This is a genomic window from Caballeronia sp. LjRoot31 (genome assembly GCF_964253885.1).
Classification (GTDB): Bacteria; Pseudomonadota; Gammaproteobacteria; order Burkholderiales; family Burkholderiaceae; genus Caballeronia.
On record NZ_CAXURX020000002.1, the window covers coordinates 797,519 to 817,063 of the forward strand.

The 19,545-nt window shown below is 60.0% G+C and carries 13 protein-coding genes; 10 read left to right on the top strand and 3 right to left on the bottom strand.

The features are described from left to right. Positions 1 to 58 precede the first annotated feature (58 nt). Positions 59 to 931: a LysR family transcriptional regulator gene (locus ACSQ8V_RS21985; protein WP_436207145.1), complete on the bottom strand. Its 873-nt coding sequence runs from the start codon at positions 929 to 931 to the stop codon at positions 59 to 61. Positions 932 to 1,035: 104 nt separating this feature from the next. Here ACSQ8V_RS21985 and ACSQ8V_RS21990 point away from each other — a divergent pair, with 104 nt between their 5' ends. From ACSQ8V_RS21990 to ACSQ8V_RS22035, 10 genes are all read left to right on the top strand, one after another. Next, complete coding sequence (locus ACSQ8V_RS21990) at positions 1,036 to 2,670, top strand: MFS transporter (protein ID WP_436207146.1); 1,635 nt, start codon at positions 1,036 to 1,038, stop codon at positions 2,668 to 2,670. Between the two features lie 114 nt (positions 2,671 to 2,784). Continuing rightward, the gene (locus ACSQ8V_RS21995; RefSeq protein ID WP_436207147.1) at positions 2,785 to 4,140 is read left to right on the top strand and encodes an amidase; all 1,356 of its coding nucleotides are present in this window, start codon (positions 2,785 to 2,787) and stop codon (positions 4,138 to 4,140) included. 235 nt (positions 4,141 to 4,375) lie between these two features. Continuing rightward, positions 4,376 to 5,836 carry a mechanosensitive ion channel domain-containing protein gene (locus ACSQ8V_RS22000; RefSeq protein ID WP_436207148.1) on the top strand — a complete coding sequence of 487 codons (1,461 nt, stop codon included), beginning with the start codon at positions 4,376 to 4,378 and terminating at the stop codon, positions 5,834 to 5,836. 412 nt (positions 5,837 to 6,248) lie between these two features. After that, positions 6,249 to 9,116, top strand: a complete 2,868-nt coding sequence (locus tag ACSQ8V_RS22005; RefSeq protein ID WP_436207149.1) for an ATP-binding protein — start codon at positions 6,249 to 6,251, stop codon at positions 9,114 to 9,116. A gap of 195 nt (positions 9,117 to 9,311) precedes the next feature. Then, on the top strand, positions 9,312 to 9,950 hold the full coding sequence (locus ACSQ8V_RS22010; protein WP_436207150.1) for a hydrolase: 639 nt from the start codon (positions 9,312 to 9,314) through the stop codon (positions 9,948 to 9,950). Between the two features lie 131 nt (positions 9,951 to 10,081). Continuing rightward, a complete protein-coding gene (locus tag ACSQ8V_RS22015; protein ID WP_436207151.1) occupies positions 10,082 to 11,959 on the top strand; it encodes an amidohydrolase family protein in 1,878 nt (625 codons plus the stop codon). A 91-nt stretch (positions 11,960 to 12,050) separates the two neighbouring features. Next, positions 12,051 to 12,692, top strand: coding sequence for an HD domain-containing protein (locus ACSQ8V_RS22020; RefSeq protein WP_436207986.1), 642 nt, complete (start codon positions 12,051 to 12,053; stop codon positions 12,690 to 12,692). A gap of 49 nt (positions 12,693 to 12,741) precedes the next feature. Beyond that, positions 12,742 to 12,984, top strand: coding sequence for a DUF1427 family protein (locus tag ACSQ8V_RS22025; RefSeq protein WP_213762060.1), 243 nt, complete (start codon positions 12,742 to 12,744; stop codon positions 12,982 to 12,984). A 69-nt stretch (positions 12,985 to 13,053) separates the two neighbouring features. After that, a complete protein-coding gene (locus ACSQ8V_RS22030; RefSeq protein ID WP_436207152.1) occupies positions 13,054 to 13,989 on the top strand; it encodes a glyoxalase in 936 nt (311 codons plus the stop codon). Next, positions 13,986 to 15,467 (top strand): alginate export family protein, encoded by a 1,482-nt coding sequence (locus tag ACSQ8V_RS22035; protein WP_436207153.1) that lies wholly within the window; start codon positions 13,986 to 13,988, stop codon positions 15,465 to 15,467. Before ACSQ8V_RS22030 ends, ACSQ8V_RS22035 begins: the two co-directional genes overlap by 4 nt. A gap of 1,056 nt (positions 15,468 to 16,523) precedes the next feature. On the opposite strand, the gene ACSQ8V_RS22040 is transcribed toward ACSQ8V_RS22035, so the two are convergent. Both ACSQ8V_RS22040 and ACSQ8V_RS22045 read right to left on the bottom strand, forming a co-directional pair. Continuing rightward, positions 16,524 to 17,432, bottom strand: a complete 909-nt coding sequence (locus ACSQ8V_RS22040; RefSeq protein WP_436207154.1) for a LysR family transcriptional regulator — start codon at positions 17,430 to 17,432, stop codon at positions 16,524 to 16,526. A 546-nt stretch (positions 17,433 to 17,978) separates the two neighbouring features. Further along, on the bottom strand, positions 17,979 to 19,388 hold the full coding sequence (locus ACSQ8V_RS22045) for an LLM class flavin-dependent oxidoreductase (RefSeq protein ID WP_436207155.1): 1,410 nt from the start codon (positions 19,386 to 19,388) through the stop codon (positions 17,979 to 17,981). Between the last annotated feature and the right edge of the window lie 157 nt (positions 19,389 to 19,545).

Consider the following 19,545-nt stretch of genomic DNA (forward strand, 5'->3'; position numbering starts at 1 on the left):
TCATTTCCTCAGAAGCAATCACACTGGTGTTTCGATACCCGTTGCATCGGCCTTTGAACTACAACTGTTTCGTATAACTGATAAATTCACGTACAGCAGGCGCACGCTCATGCTGGCGAAATGCCATAGCGACTTCCGATACGATCGGTTTTCCAGTAATCGCCTTATAAACCACGCCTGGAAGTGAAACACAATCGCTGAGCGTGCGCGGCACTACCGCGACATTTCCCCCTAGCGAGACACAAGCCAGTACTGCGGCCAACGGTCCTGGCCTCTGGCCCAACTGCGGTTGAAAACGCCCCCTGCGCCCGACCTCAAACGTCCCGAAGTCCTGCTCAGGCAACGCAAAAACACAGTCACGCAATTGGGCGGGAGAAACGCTTGCCGATTCCGCCAGCAGCGAGTCCTCAGGAATGGCCAGAATAAAATGATCGCGATACAGCGTGATCGCCTGGATTCCCTCTGGATAATGCATGGGCGGCCTGACATACGCGACGTCGATAAGACCTTCAGCAAGCATGGCCGGCACCCGGTCCATCGCAAGTTCGCTAAGGACTATCTCTATGCGGGGGTTGTCACGGCGAAATCCCCTAATGGTGTTTTGAAGCACACCCGCAAATGCCGCCGACGCGACGTATCCCACCTCGATCCGGCCCAGCTCTCCGCGCTCGGCTAGTGCGGCAAGTTCCTGCCCGCGTGACAAGTGGGTAAGGGCGGCCAGCGCTTCGGGCAAGTAAGCTTCGCCTGCCGCGGTCAACGCAACGCTGCGTTTGGTCCGATGAAACAGACGCACGTTCAATAGCCGCTCGGTTTCCTGAATCTGCTTGGTGAGCGAGGGCGGTGCAATGTCCAGTTCCTCAGCCGCGCGGGCGAAGCGGAGGTGCCTGGCAACACAAACAAAGCATCGGATATGACGAAGTTCGAGTTTCACTGTATTAACATTTTCGTGAATAATTCTGTGATCTTACGTTAGTGACGGTTAATACGGTTATAGATAGTATGACCACCATCAATTTCCTCCCGATGGTGGTTTCCATGTTTCGAAGAAGTCCGCTCATAAATCATGAGCAGCCGCCAGATGGTCCTTCGCCTGCGGACAACGAGCGCTCGCAGGACAAGGATTCCAACCCGGCGTCGAGCAGGCGGGCAGCGCGATTCGTTTTGGGCACCGCCTCGGCAACCTGCGCGCTGATCGTTCTCGATACCAACGTGGTCGCCGTTTCCCTGCCCTCGATCGCGCGATCGTTCCACGTGGGTTTTGCTGACGTCGAATGGGTCGTGAGTGCATACATGGTCGCCTTTGCATCGTGCTTGCTGGCCGCCGGCGGTATAGCCGATCGGTTCGGGCGAAAAAAATTGATGATGATCGGCCTGGGTGTCTTCTGTCTGGCATCGCTCGGATGCGGGCTTGCACCTACCGCGCTTTTCCTGAATCTCGCTCGTGCGGTAAAAGGCGTGGGCGCGTCGATGTTGCTGACCGCCGCGCTCGCCGTGATAGCCAATACCTTCCAGGACGGACCCGATCGCGCGCGCGCCTGGGCCGTATGGGGCATGTGCATGGGGCTGGCGACCACGGTCGCGCCGTTAGTCGGCGGCGTGATTACGCAGTGGTTCGGGTGGCGGTGGATCTTCCTCCTGAACTTGCCTGTCTGCTCGGTGCTCGCCTGGTGCGTGCACCGCTCTATCCGCGAGTCACGCAACCCCCAAGCCGGGGCAATCGACGTAATGGGGAGCCTGTTGTTCGGCGCCTCTTTGGCACTTGGCATCTGGGCGCTGATCGGAACACAAACAGACGGTTGGCAAAGTCTGCCCACAATAGCCCGGTTCTCAGGATGCGCAGGATTACTTATCGCATTTCTGAAGCTGGAAAAGAACCGCCCTCACGCGATGATCGACTTGTCGCTGTTTCGTCAGGCGCGTTTTGTTGCCGCTGTGCTTAGCATGTTCGGCTATGCAGCCTGCGCTCAGGTCATGATGACGTTCCTGCCGCTGTATCTGCAGAACGCATTCGGATGGCCGGCCGTTAGCGCGGGCATCGGCATGCTTCCATTTGCCACTGCCATGATCGCGGGTCCCTACATAGGGGCGTGGCTTGCGGGCCGGTTTTCCAGCGTCACGCTGCTGACCGTTGGGCTTGGCCTGATCGGCGCGGGGAATTTATTGACCGCGTCAGTAGCAATGGATCAAAGATACTGGCTGGTCGCACTCGGCATGATCGTCACGGGTTGTGGTGCCGGCATACTGAACGGGGATACGCAGAAGGCGATCATGGCGTGCGTTCCGCCTAATCGAACCGGCATGGCTTCCGGCATCAGCACAACCACGCGGTTTACCGCGATCGTCACGTCAGTAGGGGTGCTTGGCGCCGTGCTTGCCTCGCGGACTCAGACGGCACTCGACTTAGCCTTGGTTAATGCTCCCGCAGTAAGGCATTCGCTTGGTGCCGACTTCATGTCCAGATTGCTAGCCGGCGACGCGGTTCACGCGACCGAGCATTTAGCGCCAGCCGCAAAGGTGTTCCTGGCAGTTGCGGCCCCGGCAAGTTTCGCTAGTGGTTTCGCTTCGGCGCTGTACGTTGCGGGCGTGCTCGCCCTGGTCATTGCTGCAATCGTGTGGGGTTTGGCTGGCCGGCGCATGCGTCCTGCGACGCAACCGCTTGGAGGTAGATGAGCAAATACTTACCCCTCTTGCCATTATTGTCTCAGGTCAAGTGACTGGCATACTAAGGCATTAGCGCGCTTAGGCCATGGAACACGCGGAACACACACCGGGATTATTCACGAGATGACTGAACCAGCAAACGCATTTACCCTGCTCGACATCCGCCGTGCTGTCGAGAGCGGGGTTCTGACAATCCAGCAAAGCATTGAAGCCGCCGATAAGGCAGCCCGGCAAACCCAACCGTGGTTGCACGCATTTAGTTATCTGCCGGACGCGCCGGTGGTGAATCAAGCCGACATAGGGTTGCCGCTCGCGGGTGTTCCCATCGGCATAAAAGATCTTATCGACACGGCGGACATGCCGACCGAGTACAACTCGCCGGCGTACGCGGGCCGCACGCCCGGCACTGATGCGGTACTTGTAGCGCGCTTGCGGCAAGCAGGTGGAACCATCGTAGGAAAGACGGTGACAACAGAGTTCGCCTGGCGCCACCCGGGTCCGACGGTCAATCCATGGAATGAAAAGCATACGCCCGGCGGCTCGTCCAGCGGCTCTGCCGCGGCTGTGTCAGCGGGGATTGTTCCTCTTGCATTCGGGACGCAGACGTTTGGTTCCGTTATTCGCCCTGCGGCGTATTGCGGTGTCGTGGGGTTCAAACCGACCTATGGGAGCATTGCCAGAACCGGTGTGTTGCCGCTGGCGCCATCGCTGGATCACGTCGGAATGTTCACTGCCAACGTCGCGGATGCGGCGTACGCCTTTAAAGTCGTAGCGGGTTCCGACGACCAGGACTTTCACTATTCCCACGTATGCAGCAAGAACAAAAGCCAGGGCAACGACGGCAGTGCGGTCATCCGTATCGGCATGCTGCGCAGGCAAGTCGGCACTGCGATGGAACCCGCTCAGGACAACGCGCTGGCGCGACTGGCGGCACAACTGAAAGCCGATGGAGCGGACGTCGTCACGGTCGACTTGCCGGCGGAACTGGAGGACATGGGGGCGCTGGTATCGGCGATATTGGCGGTCGAAGCGGCGGTGGTGCATGGCGCGCTTCTGGACCGGTCGCCCGGCCTCATCAGTTCGGTCATGACGTCGTTGATCAACGAGGGCCGCGGCGTATCGAGTCTCGACTATGCGCGAGCGAGGGCTGCGCAGGTGCGGCTGGCCCATCTCTTTGACCGCTGGTTGCTGGAAGACATGCGTCTGGATGCACTTCTCGTCGCGCCGGCCACAGGGGAAGCGCCCGTGGGACTCGGCTATACCGGCGACGCTTCGATGTGCGCTCCATGGACATTCCTGGGCGTTCCCGCCATCAGTCTACCGATCGCCCTCGGGGCCGCCGGTCTTCCGCTCGGCGCTCAACTGATCGGCGCGGCGCAACACGACGAGCGTTTGCTCGCGGTTGCAGAGTGGGTGGAAGCGCGAGCGGGCTGGAAGGCTGTAAAGCTGCAGGCAAAAGGCGGTCCGGACAGCGCCTGACTGTTTAGGGTCCGGCCGCGTGCAGGGCGTATGACGGATCAAGTCGACTCTCGTGCTCTCGCCCAAATCCGTGCATCTGCATCGTGCACGTTGTGAACGCCGGACGCACGACACGTTCTACGGATAAGAGCCGGAAACCGTAGAATGCGAAGGCATTCGGACAAAACATCCGTGACTGTACGCAGCCGTTCGTTGCGCAGCAACACGGGAGGTCCTCCATGTCGGGAGCAGTCCTGTGAAAGATCCGCTGGTTCTTGGCTTCGTGTTGGTCATGGTGGACGTCGTGCTCTGGCGCGCAGCGTTTCCACGCAACGACACCATCCGCTTGCTGCTCAGACTGGTGATTTTCGCGCTGCTGAGCGCGCTGTTGTTCGGATCGGCGCTAAGTCCCTTCACGCCGGCGCCGTGGCCTGAATCTGCGGGCCGTCATCTTGCGGCCCAGATTCTCGAGGTTTCGTGGTGGCTGATCGGCGCGCGTCTTCTCACGTTGTCGCTGGACGCAGCGTTCCGATCGCGCCATTGGCACAGGGAGCGTCTTTTCCAGGACGTGCTGGGTGCGCTGGTTTTTCTTGCAGCCGTCGTCGCCTCGCTTGCATTCGTGCTGGGGCTGCCGGTCACCGGACTGGTCGCCACCTCCGGTGCACTGGCAATCGTGCTGGGTCTCGCCATACAAAGCACGCTTAGCGATGTGTTCGCCGGGATCGTGCTGAACACAACCGAGCCGTATCACATTGGGGACTGGGTCTCGGTTGATGGCGTGGAGGGCAAGGTGCTGGAGATGAACTGGCGTGCGACGCACCTGCTCACGTCCCAGGGCAATGTCGTCATCGTCCCCAACAGTGTGGCGGCCAAGGCAAAAATCACCAACAGCAGCCGTCCCGTTGCGCTTCACGGCGTGTCCATCGCGCTGCAGATTTCACCGGAAGAACGTCCGGCTACCGTCCTTGGCGCGTTGGAGCGTGCGGTCCTGGGAAGCAGTCTGGTGCTGCAAACGCCGGTGCCCTATACACTTATCAAGAACGCCTCGATCAACTCGATTGAATACGCAGTCACGGTTTATATCGATGACATGGGCAAGTCCGTGGTCGTGACGAACCAGCTTTACGACCTGTGCCATCGTCATCTTGCCGCTGCGGGAATCGAGCTCCGGCCATTGAGCGTTCCACGGCCACCACGCCACGACGCCGCTGACAGCCGGCAACGGCTCCTGTCACACGTCGATCTCTTCCGTGCCTTGCAGGGCGAAGAAATCGAAGCGCTGTCGAGGAGATTGTCCCGTCACGAATACGAAGCAAATCAGATGGTCGTCAAGTCGGACGAGGTGACGGACTACCTGACGATCGTGCAGTCGGGTGTCATGTCGGTGATGGTGACGGGACCCTCCGGTCCGGTCGAATCCGCGCGGCTGGGACCCGGCGACTCCATCGGCGAGGCGGGCGTCCTGGCGGGTTTGCCGGTTCAAGCGCAAGTCACGGCTTTGACGCGGGCTGTAGTCTATCGGCTGGACAAGGCGGACCTGACGCCCTTGTTAAAGAGCCGGCCGGAAATAGGTCAGCAGATGTGCCACCTGCTTTCGCAACGGCAAGACTCTCTGCGCAAGCTGAACGCCGAGATACCCGTGCTGGTGGACACCGAACGCACGCTGCTGGACTGGCTGCGCGATGGCATGCAGAAGCTACATGAATTGACCACTTAGCGAATCCGCGAAGTGAGCCGTAGAACAGGGTTCCATCGGTATGCGTGCAACTGTTGGCGGCATAAAACCATCTTTAAGCTGTCACGCAGCGGACTTAAAAAGAGGGCCTTATGTGTCGATACAAGCATCAATAAAGTCATCGCTATAAAAACGTCTGGTTTACTGACTGGTGCGAAAAGCGTATTAGTCATCATGGCGAGGGTGACATACCGTTAGCCTGAGCGCCCGCCTACCGGGTTGCTTACATTGCGCCGCTCGTCTATTTTTCTAACGAAACACATCAAGAATTTCGATGGGTCGAATCGAAATTTTTCAATCTTTCCTTCGTGTCCGTGCCGTAAGATCTGCCAACTGAATCGCTTGGCGCAGTGACCCGTTTTTTCATCCATCACCCTTCGGAATCGAGCGTGCGATGGTCCGGATCGGGCAACTTCTCATCTCCCTCGAAAGCAGGGAAATCCAGCTTAACAGCGAGTCGCTGCGCATTGGCAGCCGCGCATTCGACATTCTCGAGCTGTTGATCCGCGCGCAGGGAACGCTGGTCTCGAAGGACGAGATCATGCGTCGCGTATGGCCCGACACGGTGGTCGAGGAAAACAATCTGCAGGTTCATATTGCTGCCTTGCGCAAGGCGCTCGGCGTGGATCGCGATTTGATCAAGACGGTGCCGGGCCGCGGTTATCGGCTGATACCGGCGCATGAAGAGCCGCCCTCGCAGCGTGAAGATGCCGCAGTTTTGTTGCCATGCACTTCGACCGTGCTTACTGCCGGCGTATCGGCTTTGATCGGCCGGCAACAACTGGTTGCGCAAGTGCTGGATGCACTGAATGCCGCGCGGGTCTTCACGCTGGTTGGCGCGGGCGGTATCGGCAAGACGCGGGTTGCGCTGGAGGTTGCCGCTCAGTCCGCCATGCGTTTTCCAGACGGCGTGGTGTTCGTGCCGCTTGCTTCGGTGTCGAATGCGCGTTTCGCGCTGGAAGCACTCGCCGGTGCACTTGGTATGAAGTTGCCTGCCGGGCGCTTGTCGCCCGATCTGATCGGAGCGGAAACAGCCGGCCGCCGCATGCTGATCGTGCTGGACAATTGCGAACATGTGATCGACGCGGCTGCGGAGATAGCGCGCGCCATGACGGCTGCGAACCCTGCGCTATGCGTGCTCGCGACCAGCCGCGAGGCACTTCGCATTCAGGACGAGTTGCTGTATCACGTGCCGTCGCTCGATGTGCCCCAGGATGCCAGCCTTAGCGACGAGATCCTTCAGACAAGTGCGGTGCAGCTATTCCTTGCCCGCGCCCGCACGATCGATCCGTGCTTTTCTTCTGATGAACGCAGCATCTTTCTCACCGGCCTTGTATGCCGCCGGCTCGACGGCATACCGCTTGCGATCGAACTCGCGGCGGCGCGCGCGGCCGTGCTTGGCATTGAAGTGCTGGCCGACCATCTCGATGAGCGCTTTCGTATCCTGACGGGCGGCTTCAGGGGCGTGTTGCCGCGCCATCAGACGTTGAAGGCCATGCTCGACTGGAGCTATCGTCTTCTCGACGATACCGAGCGCACGTTGCTGCGTTGGCTTGGTGTATTCCTGAACGGATTTTCCTTCGATGCAGCCTGTCATATGGTGGCCGCCCACGGTTTTTCGCAAACCGAGATCCTCGATGCACTTGGGGGCCTGGTTTCCAAGTCGCTCGTGATTCACGATAGCGGCGCGGTGCCGTCGCGCTATCGCCTGCTTGCAACCACGAGGGCCTACGCGTTGCAGCAACTTGAAGACAACGGCGAGCGCAAGGCTGCCGCGCTGGCACACGCGACCTGGGTGCGTACAGTATTCGATCGTGCTCCGTACCACCGCACAGAACGTCCGCCCGGCGAATGGCTGTCCGAGTTCCGCCAGGAAGTGGGCAACCTGCGTACCGCGCTTGACTGGGCGTTTTCTCCCGGCGGGGACCGGTCGGTGGGCATCGAGCTCTCTGCGATGGCAGTGCCGTTTCTCTTCGACGTCTCGCTCGTGGACGAGTGTTGCGAGCGGGCTCGCATGGCTATCGACGCCGCCAGCCATGCCGATACCGCGAGCGTGTCCGTCAACACGAAGCTGCGGCTCCTGGCCGCCTATGCAGCGGGACTCGTCTATACGGAGGGGCCGACAGCGGCGCTCCGCGATGTCTGGTCCGAGGTGCTGTCCCTCGCTGTGGCTGCGAGCGATACCGAGTTCGAATCCCGCGCCCTGTGGGGTTTGTGGAACGCCTACCAGTACGGCGGCGAAGCACGGGCGGCGCTGTTGCTCGCGCGCCGCTTCGGCGCGCTTGCACAGCAGTCCGGGAACCGGACTCAGTGTGTCATCGGCTGCCGGATCGAAGGCATTGCGCTGCACTATGCGGGCGAGCCGTCCGCTGCCCGCGAGCAGCTCGAGGCAATGCTGAACGCGTACGTGCATGGCTGGCATCGCTGGAACACGGTCGGCTTTCGGGTCGATCACGGTATTGTCGCGCGCGCTACGCTTGCGCGGGTGTCATGGGTTCAGGGCGAAACGCAAGAAGCGTTGAGGCTCGCACACCATGCGCTCGATGCCGCGCTTGAATACGAGCACGACATGGTGACATGTTATGTCCTCGTCGAGGCGTTCATACCGGTCGCATTGCTGACGTTTGACCAAGCCGTTGCCGAGGCTGGTATCGCGATGTTGAGAACCCGCGCGTCGCACGCGGGGTTCGCGATCTGGGCGACTTGCTGCGACTGCTATGAAGAATACCTGCAATCGATGTCCGGCGAAGGCCAGTGCCGGTTGCCACAGTTCCGCGCGTCGCTCGACGCATTGCGCAAGAGCGGCTTTCTTGCACCGCTGACGCTGCTGCTTGCGCAGTTCGCACGGGCTTCGCTGGCTGCCGGCCGACGTGACGACGCGACGGCCGCGATCAACGAAGCGTTTCGTCATTGCGAGGAAACGGGCGAACGCTGGTACTACCCGGAACTGTGCAGGGTGAGGGGTGAGATCGCGCTCGCTGCGCACCAGACGACGGACGCCGAATCGTGGTTCGTCTCCGCACTCGATCACGCGGTGCGCCAAGGTGCGGGTGAACTCGAACGCCGTGCCGCCGCCAGCCTCGGTGAACTTCAAATAAGGCTGGGCAAGGCAAGCGAAATGCAGTTGCCGCATCCGTTATCTGACGTACCTAAGCCTGAGCACAGCGATGGCTATATCGTCCCGCCGCTGAACGGCTCCCCCGCGTCGTCCTCCGAACGCGACCTTGCTGCGCGTCCACGCACGAGCGGCTCGATCCTTTAAGAAGCGATCCTTTAAGAACGATTCAGGTCGTCCTCAGGACTTTAAGACTTCCTCTCTGTAGCCTCGAACCGGAATCGAGATGCGGCTCATGTGCGTCATGTGCGCCTCATGCCTGCCATCCCGGTTACCGACATTTCCCACGGTGGCGTGCGTCGCCGTCCCGATTCAGTCTGAGGCCAGACCAAGGAGCATTCCATGCCGCATGAATTACTTACCCCCGACACCTGTGCTCTCGCGTTGATCGACTATCAGCCGCAGATGTTCTTCGGCACGCATTCGCACGATCGTACGACCATCGTGCATAACGTCCAAGTCCTCGCAAAAACCGCCAAGCTGTTCAACGTTCCCACGATCCTCACGACGATCGCCGCACAGACTTTCAGCGGCGAGTTCATCCCGGAACCCCAGGCCGTCTTTCCCGAACAAAAACCGATCGACCGTACCTCGATGAATTCCTGGGAAGACGTGAACTTCCGCAACGCCATTGAAGCGACCGGGCGCAAGAAGATCGTGATCGCCGGCTTGTGGACCGAAGTCTGCGTGACGTTTCCGACCGTGCAGATGCTGGCCGCTGGCTACGAGATCTACGTCCCGACCGACGCTTGCGGCGACATCACGGAAGAAGCACATGAGCGTGCCGTGCAACGCATCATCCAGGCGGGCGCTGTGCCTATGACCTCATTGCAATTCATGTGCGAGCTGCAACGTGACTGGGCTCGCGGCGAGACTTACGACGGCTGCATGGATATCTTCAAGGCACATAGCGCCTACGGTATTGGCGTGCGTTACGCGAAGCAGATCCTCGGCGAGCACGCAAGCGAAGCGGGTGGCTAAAGGCAGGATGCCGAAGTACATCGAAGAAGCACATCGAACCAGCACGTCAACACGCGGCCGCGATCGGTGATTCCCACCTTCCGGTGGAACCCGTTCGCCGCCGTTGCGCACTCTAAAGCATGAGGACGACGATGACAGCGCCAACCCCTGCCGCCGCGTCCGCGGATGCCATTTTTTTCAACGGGAAGATCGCTACCCAGGATGACAAGCGATCTTTCGCGACGGCACTCGCGGTCAAGGACGGAAAAATTCTCGCCACCGGCACCGACGCTCACGCGATGCAATTTGCCCATGCCGGCACTCAGCGTGTCGACCTGAAAGGGCGCACGGTAATTCCGGGGCTTAACGACTCACATCTGCACGTGATACGAGGCGGCCTGAACTTCAATATGGAATTGCGCTGGGACGGCGTGCCGTCGCTTGGCGATGCGCTCGACATGTTGCGCCGGCAAGTGGCGCGCACGCCGGCGCCGCAGTGGGTACGCGTGATCGGGGGCTGGAACGAACTGCAGTTCGCTGAACGCCGCGCTCCGACGCTGGACGAGATCAACGCCATTGCGCCAGACACGCCCGTGTTCATTCTGCATCTCTATGACAGCGCATTGCTGAATGCGGCGGCGCTGCGTGCAGTGGGATATACCAAGGACACGGCTGACCCGCCGGGCGGCGAGATCCAGCGCGACAAGCGCGGCAATCCAACCGGCATGTTGATAGCGCGCCCCAACGCGGGTTTGCTGTACGCGACGCTGGCGAAGGGACCCAAGCTTGCCTACGACGACCAGGTGAATTCGACGCGGCATTTCATGCGCGAACTCAACCGTCTCGGCGTCACAAGCGCAATCGATGCGGGCGGTGGATATCAGGCCTATCCCGACGACTATGCCGTGATCATGGCGCTGGCTAAACGCGGCGAGCTGACCCTGCGCATTGCCTATAACCTCTTCACGCAGAACGCGAAGAAGGAGATCGAGGACTTCGCGCGCTGGGTGAAGATGACCAAGCCAGGTGAAGGCGATGACTTCCTGCGGATGAACGGCGCAGGTGAAATGCTGGTCTTTTCCGCGGCCGATTTCGAGGACTTTCTCGAGCCGCGTCCTGATTTGCCGGAGACGCTTGAAGCGGAACTGGAAGCCGTCGTTCGGCTGCTTGTCCAGAACCGCTGGCCGTTCCGTTTGCACGCAACGTATGACGAGTCCGTCGACCGCTTCCTGAACGTGTTCGAACGTGTCAACCAGGACACGCCGTTCAACGGGCTGCGCTGGTTCTTCGACCATTGCGAAACCATTTCACAGCGCAACATCGACCGTATCGCGGCGCTTGGCGGCGGCATTGCCATCCAGCACCGCATGGCGTTTCAGGGCGAGTATTTTGTCCATCGCTATGGGGCGCAGGCGGCCGCCAGAACGCCACCAATCCAGCAGATGCTGGCAGCAGGCCTGCCTGTAGGCGCAGGTACCGACGCCACGCGCGTGGCAAGTTTCAATCCATTTGTTTCGCTGTACTGGATGGTGTCGGGCTGCACGGTAGGTGGCATGCAGATGTATGCGCCGCAGGACCGCCTGGACCGGATGGAAGCGCTGCGCCGCTACACGGTTGGCAGTAGCTGGTTCTCGGGCGAAGAGGACCGCAAGGGCGCGCTTGTGCCCGGACAGTTCGCGGACTTCGCAGCGCTCACCGACGACTATTTCACGGTCGATGAAACGCGCATCAAGTACCTGTCGTCCGTGCTGACCGTGGTCAATGGCAAGGTCGTTCACGCGGACGCCGAGTTCAGCGCGCTCGGACCGCCGCCGTTGCCGGTCAGTCCATCGTGGTCGCCGGTAGCGGAGTTCGGCGGTTATAGCCGATACCAGCCCGGCACGATCGTCCAGCAGGCGTGCGCCGACGGTTGCGCCAACCTGTGCGGCATTCATGCACATGGTCACATGTGGGCATGGCGCAAACAGGTGCCGGTCAGCGATCCAAACGGTTTCTGGGGTGCGCTCGGCTGCAGTTGTTTCGCGTTCTGATGCGTCAAGGCGGATTAAGGACGATTCAGGTTGCTTGAGGGCGCATGAGGAGACGTATCGTGCAGGCCGGGGCAAGGAGAGGGCGATGACGATGACAAAGCGCATCGCGGGAATCACGATTCCGGACAGCGAGATGGCGTGTGCGGCGGCTGCCGCCGCGCGCGCGATTGAGCCGGATATCCTCTATCGCCATTCATCGCGGGTGTTCCTTTTCGCGTCGCTGATCGGCGTTCGCAGGCAGCTCGTCTTCAATGCCGAGTTGCTGTACGTAGCCGCGCTTTTCCATGACATGGGCCTGACCACGCCCTACCGCGACTCCCAGATGCGCTTCGAAGTAGACGGTGCGAACGCGGTCAGGAAATTTCTTGGTGGCTATGGCGTGCCCGAAGATGCTATCGCCGACGTCTGGAATGCCATCGCCTTGCACACCACGTTCGGCATCTGCTCGCACGTGTCCGCGTTGACCGGGCTGGTTGCAGCCGGGGTCGAAACGGATCTGCTCGGCATGCATTTTGATGAAGTCGGCCGCGTGGAGCGCAACGCGGTGCTGGTCGAATATCCGCGCGGCGCGGGCTTCAAGGAACAGATCATCGATGTGTTCGCACAGGCGATGGCGAACCGTCCCGCAACAACATTCGGTACGGTCTACGCCGACGTGCTCGAGCGCTGCGATCCCAACTATCGGCGCATGAATTTCTGCGGCTTGATCCTGGGCTCCGAATGGAAAGAGTAGCGTTCCCCGCTTTATTGGCTTGGGTAGCTTTTGGAAAAGAGGCTTGACGATGCCCTATCTTATTTCGCTTGCGGCAGGCTTCGTGGTCGGCCTGCTGTATTGCCTGGTGCGCGTGCAATCACCCGCACCGCCGTTGATCGCGCTCGTAGGATTGCTGGGGATCGTGCTAGGGGAACATACGATACCGATGGTGCGCGCGCACCTGTTCCCGGACAGTGTTCAGGTCCAGCAACTGGAGACGCCCGCATCCGCGAAACCGGCGCCGGGCGCTGACGCGGGACGCACCAAGTGAATTAAAAAGCACTCTGCTTTTTAGCGCTGTCTTATCTCCCTTTATACCGAATAGAAACAGGAGCTTTTCATGTCGCGCATTCCCGTCTCTCGGCTTGCCGCCGCAGTCGCCTTTGCCTGCGTGTTGCTCGGCACGGCGAGCGCGCCCGGTGTTGCCCAGGCCGCAGCCGAACTCAAGCCCGCGTCGGCGAGCACGAACGTATCCGTCGGTCCTCAGTACGATACGACTCACGTGTATGTGTCCAACGAAGATATCGATGCATTCGTCAACAGCTTCCTGGCGACCTTCGGCGGCAAGGCATCACCGCGTGCGGTCTTCACCGTGACGCCGACGCCAAGCAAGACCGCGTCGCAATACGTGCAGACCCCCGTCGGCATGTTGTCCGTGTTTGCGTTCCAGACGCCGATCCCCTATCCGTTCGGCGACGAGCGTACCGGCTATCTCGTGACCGATATGGACCAGGCCGTGCACGCGGCCCGTGCCGCGGGTGCGGATGTGACCGTCGAGCCATTCGACGACCCGATCGGCAAGGACGCGCTGATCCGCTGGCCCGGCGGCTTGAACATGCAGTTGTACTGGCATACGAAAGCGCCGTCGTACGGGCCGCTTGAATCGGTGCCGGACAATCGCGTGTACATGTCCCGTTTTGCCGTCGATGGTTTCGTGCGCCGGTTCGTGCGGTTCTCGCAAGGCAAGGTGGTCTCCGACGACCGGCATGCGGACGCCGGTGTCATCGGTCGTCCGGGCGAGACCATGCGCTGCATCCGGATTGAATCGGGCTTCGGCAAGATGGTGGTGTTCGTCACCGACGGCAAGCTCCCGTATCCGTTCGGGCGCGAGACGACCGGCTACCAGGTGACCGACCTCGCGGCGACGCTGGCGAAGGCCGAGGCGGCGGGCGCCAAGGTGTTGTTTGCGCCGTACCAGACCGGCAAGGGCAAGACGTCGATTGTCGAATTCCCGGGAGGGTATATCGCCGAGATCCACGACACAGCCGCTCAATGATCCAGACGCGACGTTCGCGGTGTTCGGGCCGTTCGCGGCGATTAATGGCGCTTTCCGGCTTCACGCTGGCGGTGAGTACGAGCGTCGCGGCAATGGACGCTCGCGCTGCATCGGATGCCGGCGATGCACAGCCGCCTGCGTCCGCGCCAGTGACGAGTTGTGACGCCAAACGCCCCACGGTCTTGTTCAATCGATGGCAAGAGGACTGGTCGGTGCTCGCGAATCCGTGTGTGCCGCGCGAGCCGCTGGATGGCCTCAAGTACATGCCGCTGGTTGGCGATCCGGCGTCGTACCTGTCGCTCGGTGCGAACCTGCGCGAGCGGCTGGAGGTGAACAACGCCGCGTTGTTCGGGGTGGGTGGGAACCACGGCGATACGTACCTGTTGCAACGTGCAGAAGTACACGCCGACATTCACCTCGGCGACCACTTGCAGATCTTTACGCAGATCGAGGATGCTCAGCCGTACGGCAAGGATTCGGTGACACCGGTCGACAAGAACCCGCTTGATCTTGAGCAGGCGTTCATCACCTACGTCGGGGCGCTTGGTGGCGGCACGTTCAAGTTCAGGCTCGGGCGTCAGGAGATGGCGTTCGACTTGCAGCGTTTCATTTCGGTCCGTGACGGCCCGAACGTCCGGCAAGCATTCGATGGGCTCTGGACCGACTGGGAGATCCAGCGTTGGCGTTTCATCGCCTATGCTACGCAGCCGGTGCAGAACCGGGACGTCAGCAACTTCGATGACGTCTCGAACCGGCACCTGACCTTCAGCGGCGTGCGTTTCGAGCGTCAGGGCGTGGGACCGGGCGACCTGTCGGGATACTACTCGCGCTATAACCGCGACAACGCGCACTTTATTGATGCGACGGGCGATGAGCATCGTGATGTATTCGACCTGCGTTACACCGGCAAGGCTGGACGGGTGGACTGGGATATCGAGACCATGCTGCAAAGCGGGCACGTTGGCAACGACACCATTGGTGCGTGGGCGCTCGGGTCGCTGGCCGGTTATACCTTCAGCGACGTCCCCGGGACGCCGCGTGCGGGCATTCAGATCGATGCGGCGTCCGGTGACCGTCATCCGGGTGATGGCCGGATCGGGACGTTCAATCCGTTGTTCCCGAATGGATACTATTTCACGCTTGCCGGTTATACCGGTTACAGCAACCTGATTCACGTCAAGCCGAGTATCACGTTGAAGCCGGCTAGCAATTTGTCTTTGCTGGCAGCTGTCGGATTTCAGTGGCGCGCGACCACGGCCGATGCTGTGTATGCGCAAGGTTCCGTGCCGGTGCCGGGGACGGCTGGTCATGGGAGCTTGTGGACGGGCATGTATGTGCAGTTGCGCGCGGACTGGACTATTGCGGCGAATCTGATCGGCTCGGTCGAGGCGGTGCATTTCCAGGTCGGCGATGCGATCCGCGAGGTGGGTGGCAGTAATGCCGATTATGTTGGGGTGGAGATTAAATATGGGTGGTAGGAGTTGGGGGAGTGCGAGGGTTTTGGGTTAGTGGTTGGTCAGTGCTGGGGTGGTCGGTGCTGGGGTTAGCGGTCGGTCGGGGTCATTGCCGGGTTGCTGCTTTCGGTGTTAGTGGTCTGCGAGAGTCGGATTTTCTCTTTATCACTGTTAGCCACTGTGCGTGGCGGCACGTCATTTCTTTGTCCAAAGCGACAAAGAAACGAAGCAAAGAAAACGCTTTTAAACACGCTACCCTAAGTGTCCACAGCGTGCAGTTTTCATTCATAGGTGCCCCAAAAGCACGGTGCTCGCCAGAGCGGAGGATGTGTGAACCCCTCCTTCTCCGAACACCGATACCCACACGCTTCGCCACCAGTGATTGAACCTGCCCAAGGAGCACCCCGCGCTATCCGCGGACGACCAACCACCAAATGTGCACGCGCCTCGAACCACGTAGCCAACCCTGCTGGAAACGAGGTCGCGAAAATGCGTAAGGCCGTAACCGACGAAAATAGCTGTACAGAACGCGCAGCCAATTCACAAAAACTGAAGCAGTAAACACAAACACGCATGAAGCTCTGGCCAAATGAATACGGTCGCACAGACCAGGTAGCTAACCTGTCAAAAAGCCGCAGCCGTAAATATCTGTAAGGCCGTGCGGGTTCATTGGCAATTGTGCTTGCCCGAGAGCGTACGGGGCGAAGCGTGTTCGTGTCAGGATTCGCGAGAAGGAGGGGTTCACACATCCTTCGCTCTGGCGAGCACCGTGCTTTTGGGGCACCTATGAATGAAAACTGCACGCTGTGGACACTTAGGGTAGCGCGGTTTAAAAGCGTTTTCTTTGCTTCGTTTCTTTGTCGCTTTGGACAAAGAAATGACGTGCCGCCACGCACAGTGGCTAACAGTGATAAAGAGAAAATCCGACTCTCGCAGACCACTAACGCTGAAAGCAGCAACCCGGCATAGACCCTGACCGCTAACCCCAGAACCGACCAACCCGGCATCAACCCCGACCACTAACCCCAAGAACCTGGCCCCCCAAAACCCACCCCCAATCGCGAGCGAAAACCAACCCCGTCATATGCGCGCTATGAATCGATCGATCAGATCAGGCTGATCCAATTGCTCGACCCACCAGCGCAGCGCTCGCCCAGTTTCATCGTCGCGCCACGCAAGATAGCAATCGGTAACTTCTCGCATGCCCGTCACGCGCTTAGCCACGAGCTTACCCTCGGCGATCGGTTTCGCAGCAAGACACTCCGGGATGGTACCCACCGCCAAGCCCTCGCACTGTGCGGCGAGCTTGGCGCTAAGCGTGGGCAGCGCAATGCATTCCTGCGTGGTCCCGGTCGCGACCGAACGCGGCCTCAACTCCCGCGAGGTATCGCTGATCACGGCGCCGCGATAACGCATGACGGTATCTATTCCAAGCGGCTCAGGCAGGTCCGCAAGCGGGTGATCAGGCGCGACCACGAACACATGCCGCAGCGACCCAACCGGGCGTGCCACGAGATGCGGCAGATGCGGCGGCTCGCCGGCCGCGCCGACCACAAGATCCGCGCGCCGCGTAACCAGCGCGTCCCAGGTACCACCGAGTACTTCTCTCGACAGACGCAGCCGCGTATCCATTTTCAGGTCGTAGAACGCGTGGACATAGGGCCAGAAAGCATCGAGCGGCAAGATCTCGTCGATACAGATTCGCAGCTCCGCCTCCCAGCCTTCCTGAATGCGTTGCGCCCGCTGTTCCAGTTGTTCGGCTGCGAGCAAGAGTCGCCTGCCATCCTCGACCACGACACGTCCCGCATGCGTGAGCCTCGCGCGCCTGCCAGTGCGATCGAACAACGCAACGTCGAGATCGCTTTCGAGCTTCTGGACGAGATAACTCAGGGACGAGGGCACCCGGTGCAGCAATTCGGCCGCTTCAGCAAACGTGCCGGTGCGATCGATTGCGTCCAGCGCTTCGAGAACTTCGAACGACAGCTTCATTTCAGCTTTCCATTTTGTAATCTGACCGAGGATGCGCTTCACGCGTTGTCTGGCGTGTCTGGCGTGTCGATTTGAACCGATCGTGTATCGACTGTGTATGTAACCGGAATGCAGCCTCTTGTGCGGTGCGTTTCAGATCAATTCAGGCCGCGTCCGTGCCCGAAGCGCGTTATTTCGCGAACACGGTATGCCGAAGCCGATAGTCGCGCCAGCGCCAGGCGTGTGTTCGAAGTAGGTGAGTCGTATTATCGCGGCTGTGTCCAGTTCGTCAATAAAGTCCACGAGCCGGCTGGACGTTGATGCGCCCGGAAATCGGCCAGAAAGAAACGCATGCAGACGTCACATGGGACGTTGCCACGCAGACCGCTTGAACTGCGATATAAGGTGCCGCAGTTCAAGCGCGTGGCATTGGAGGCTATCTATGGAGGACGGTGTGGACCGTGTCGTGAAGCGAGTCTGACGTCGGCAGCAGTGGTCCGCATTGAGGGTGGAAGAATGCTCGTTGATGAACGAGATCCTTGTTAGTGGTAAAGAGAACGCCGGCTGTCACTCATGTGATGTAACGAATGATCCGGCCGCTTCGCCACGCTTGAACGCCTCGATGTCCCTATACCTCGCACCGGGATGCCCGGCCGGCAACAAGCGTCCCTTGCCGAACAGCTTTTCGCGCAGCGTGCCGGCCGTATATTCCTTGCGATAAACGCCGCGCTGTTGCAACTCCGGCACCAGATAATTGACGACGTCTTCGAAGGTCTCGTGAGCGACCGCATACGCAAGATTAAAGCCGTCGACGCCGGTTTCTTCCACCCAGGTTTGCAGAATATCCGCAACGGTTGCCGCCGAACCCACGAAGACCGGCCCCATGCCGCCGATACCACCCCATGCCGCGAGTTCATCGATGGTCCAGGACTTCGCACCGCCCGCCAGATGTTCGATGGCGGAGACAATAGCGTTGGTTTCCACTTTCCTGACCAGATCAGTCGGCGCGTACTGACCGAAATCAACGCCCGTCCAACCCGACATGAACACGAGCGAGCCATCGTACGAGGTGTAACGGCGATACTCCTCGAACTTTGCTTGCGCCTTGGCATCCGTTTCATCCACGATGACCGTGACCAGGTTGTAGATCAGCAGTCCGCCCGGTTCACGTCCCGCTTGCGCAGCTTGTTCGCGGACATCAGCAACATAAGCCTTCAACACTTCTTTTGTGGGCGCAGCGACGAATACGCATTCGGCATGTTGGGCGGCGAACGCCTTGCCCGCACCCGACGCACCGGCCTGATAGAGCACAGGTGTGCGTTGAGGTGAGGGTTCGCAAAGATGGTAGCCGGGCACGTCGAAGTATTTGCCGTGGTGACCTATCTCATGGACCTTCTCGGGATGCGTAAAGACCCGGTTGTGACGGTCGCGTACCACGGCATCTTCTTCCCAGCTTCCCTCGAAAAGTTTGTACAGCACTTCAATATATTCCGCTGCCACTTCGTAACGATTCGCGTGTTTGCGCAAGCCGCCTTCGCTGATATTCTTCGCACCGCTTTCCAGATACGACGTCACGATATTCCATCCTACACGGCCTTTAGTGTGGTGGTCTGCCGTTGATAGGCGGCGGGCGAAGGTGTACGGATGCTCGAAGGTCGTCGACGCCGTGATGCCTATGCCCAGATGCTCGGTCACCATCGCGATAGGCGCTGCAAGCTGCAGCGGATCGTTGACGGGGATCTGCGCGGCCTGATGGATCGCGTGATAGTTACTGCCCTTATAGACGTCGTAATAACCGATCACGTCGGCTATGAAGATGCCATCGAAGAAACCCTTTTCGAGAACTTTTGCGAGATCCGTCCAGTACTCGAGGTCCTTGTATTGCGATGAGCGGTCGCGTGGATGAGACCACAGGCCCGGCGACTGATGGCCGACGCAGTTCATCTCGAACGCATTGAAATGGATGGTTTTGCTCATGGCAGCCGGCTTCTCGATTTTCGCTTTAACAACCGGACAATCTAGTCCCCGAATAGACGGTGCGCTCTAACGATTTCAGCTTTGCATATGCACATGGCTGTAAAGGCAAGCGCTTCAATCCAGCGCATGCGGGCGACCATGAAGGCTTGCCATCACG

What these genes read in the sequence shown, in the direction of transcription:
- ACSQ8V_RS22045 (WP_436207155.1), bottom strand. Translation starts at nt 19,388, where the DNA reads ATGAGCAAAACCATCCATTTCAATGCGTTCGAGATGAACTGCGTCGGC.
- ACSQ8V_RS22040 (WP_436207154.1), bottom strand. Translation starts at nt 17,432, where the DNA reads ATGAAGCTGTCGTTCGAAGTTCTCGAAGCGCTGGACGCAATCGATCGC.
- ACSQ8V_RS22030 (WP_436207152.1), top strand. Translation starts at nt 13,054, where the DNA reads ATGTCGCGCATTCCCGTCTCTCGGCTTGCCGCCGCAGTCGCCTTTGCC.
- ACSQ8V_RS22010 (WP_436207150.1), top strand. Translation starts at nt 9,312, where the DNA reads ATGCCGCATGAATTACTTACCCCCGACACCTGTGCTCTCGCGTTGATC.
- ACSQ8V_RS21995 (WP_436207147.1), top strand. Translation starts at nt 2,785, where the DNA reads ATGACTGAACCAGCAAACGCATTTACCCTGCTCGACATCCGCCGTGCT.
- ACSQ8V_RS22005 (WP_436207149.1), top strand. Translation starts at nt 6,249, where the DNA reads ATGGTCCGGATCGGGCAACTTCTCATCTCCCTCGAAAGCAGGGAAATC.
- ACSQ8V_RS22025 (WP_213762060.1), top strand. Translation starts at nt 12,742, where the DNA reads ATGCCCTATCTTATTTCGCTTGCGGCAGGCTTCGTGGTCGGCCTGCTG.
- ACSQ8V_RS22020 (WP_436207986.1), top strand. Translation starts at nt 12,051, where the DNA reads ATGACAAAGCGCATCGCGGGAATCACGATTCCGGACAGCGAGATGGCG.
- ACSQ8V_RS22015 (WP_436207151.1), top strand. Translation starts at nt 10,082, where the DNA reads ATGACAGCGCCAACCCCTGCCGCCGCGTCCGCGGATGCCATTTTTTTC.
- ACSQ8V_RS21990 (WP_436207146.1), top strand. Translation starts at nt 1,036, where the DNA reads ATGTTTCGAAGAAGTCCGCTCATAAATCATGAGCAGCCGCCAGATGGT.
- ACSQ8V_RS22035 (WP_436207153.1), top strand. Translation starts at nt 13,986, where the DNA reads ATGATCCAGACGCGACGTTCGCGGTGTTCGGGCCGTTCGCGGCGATTA.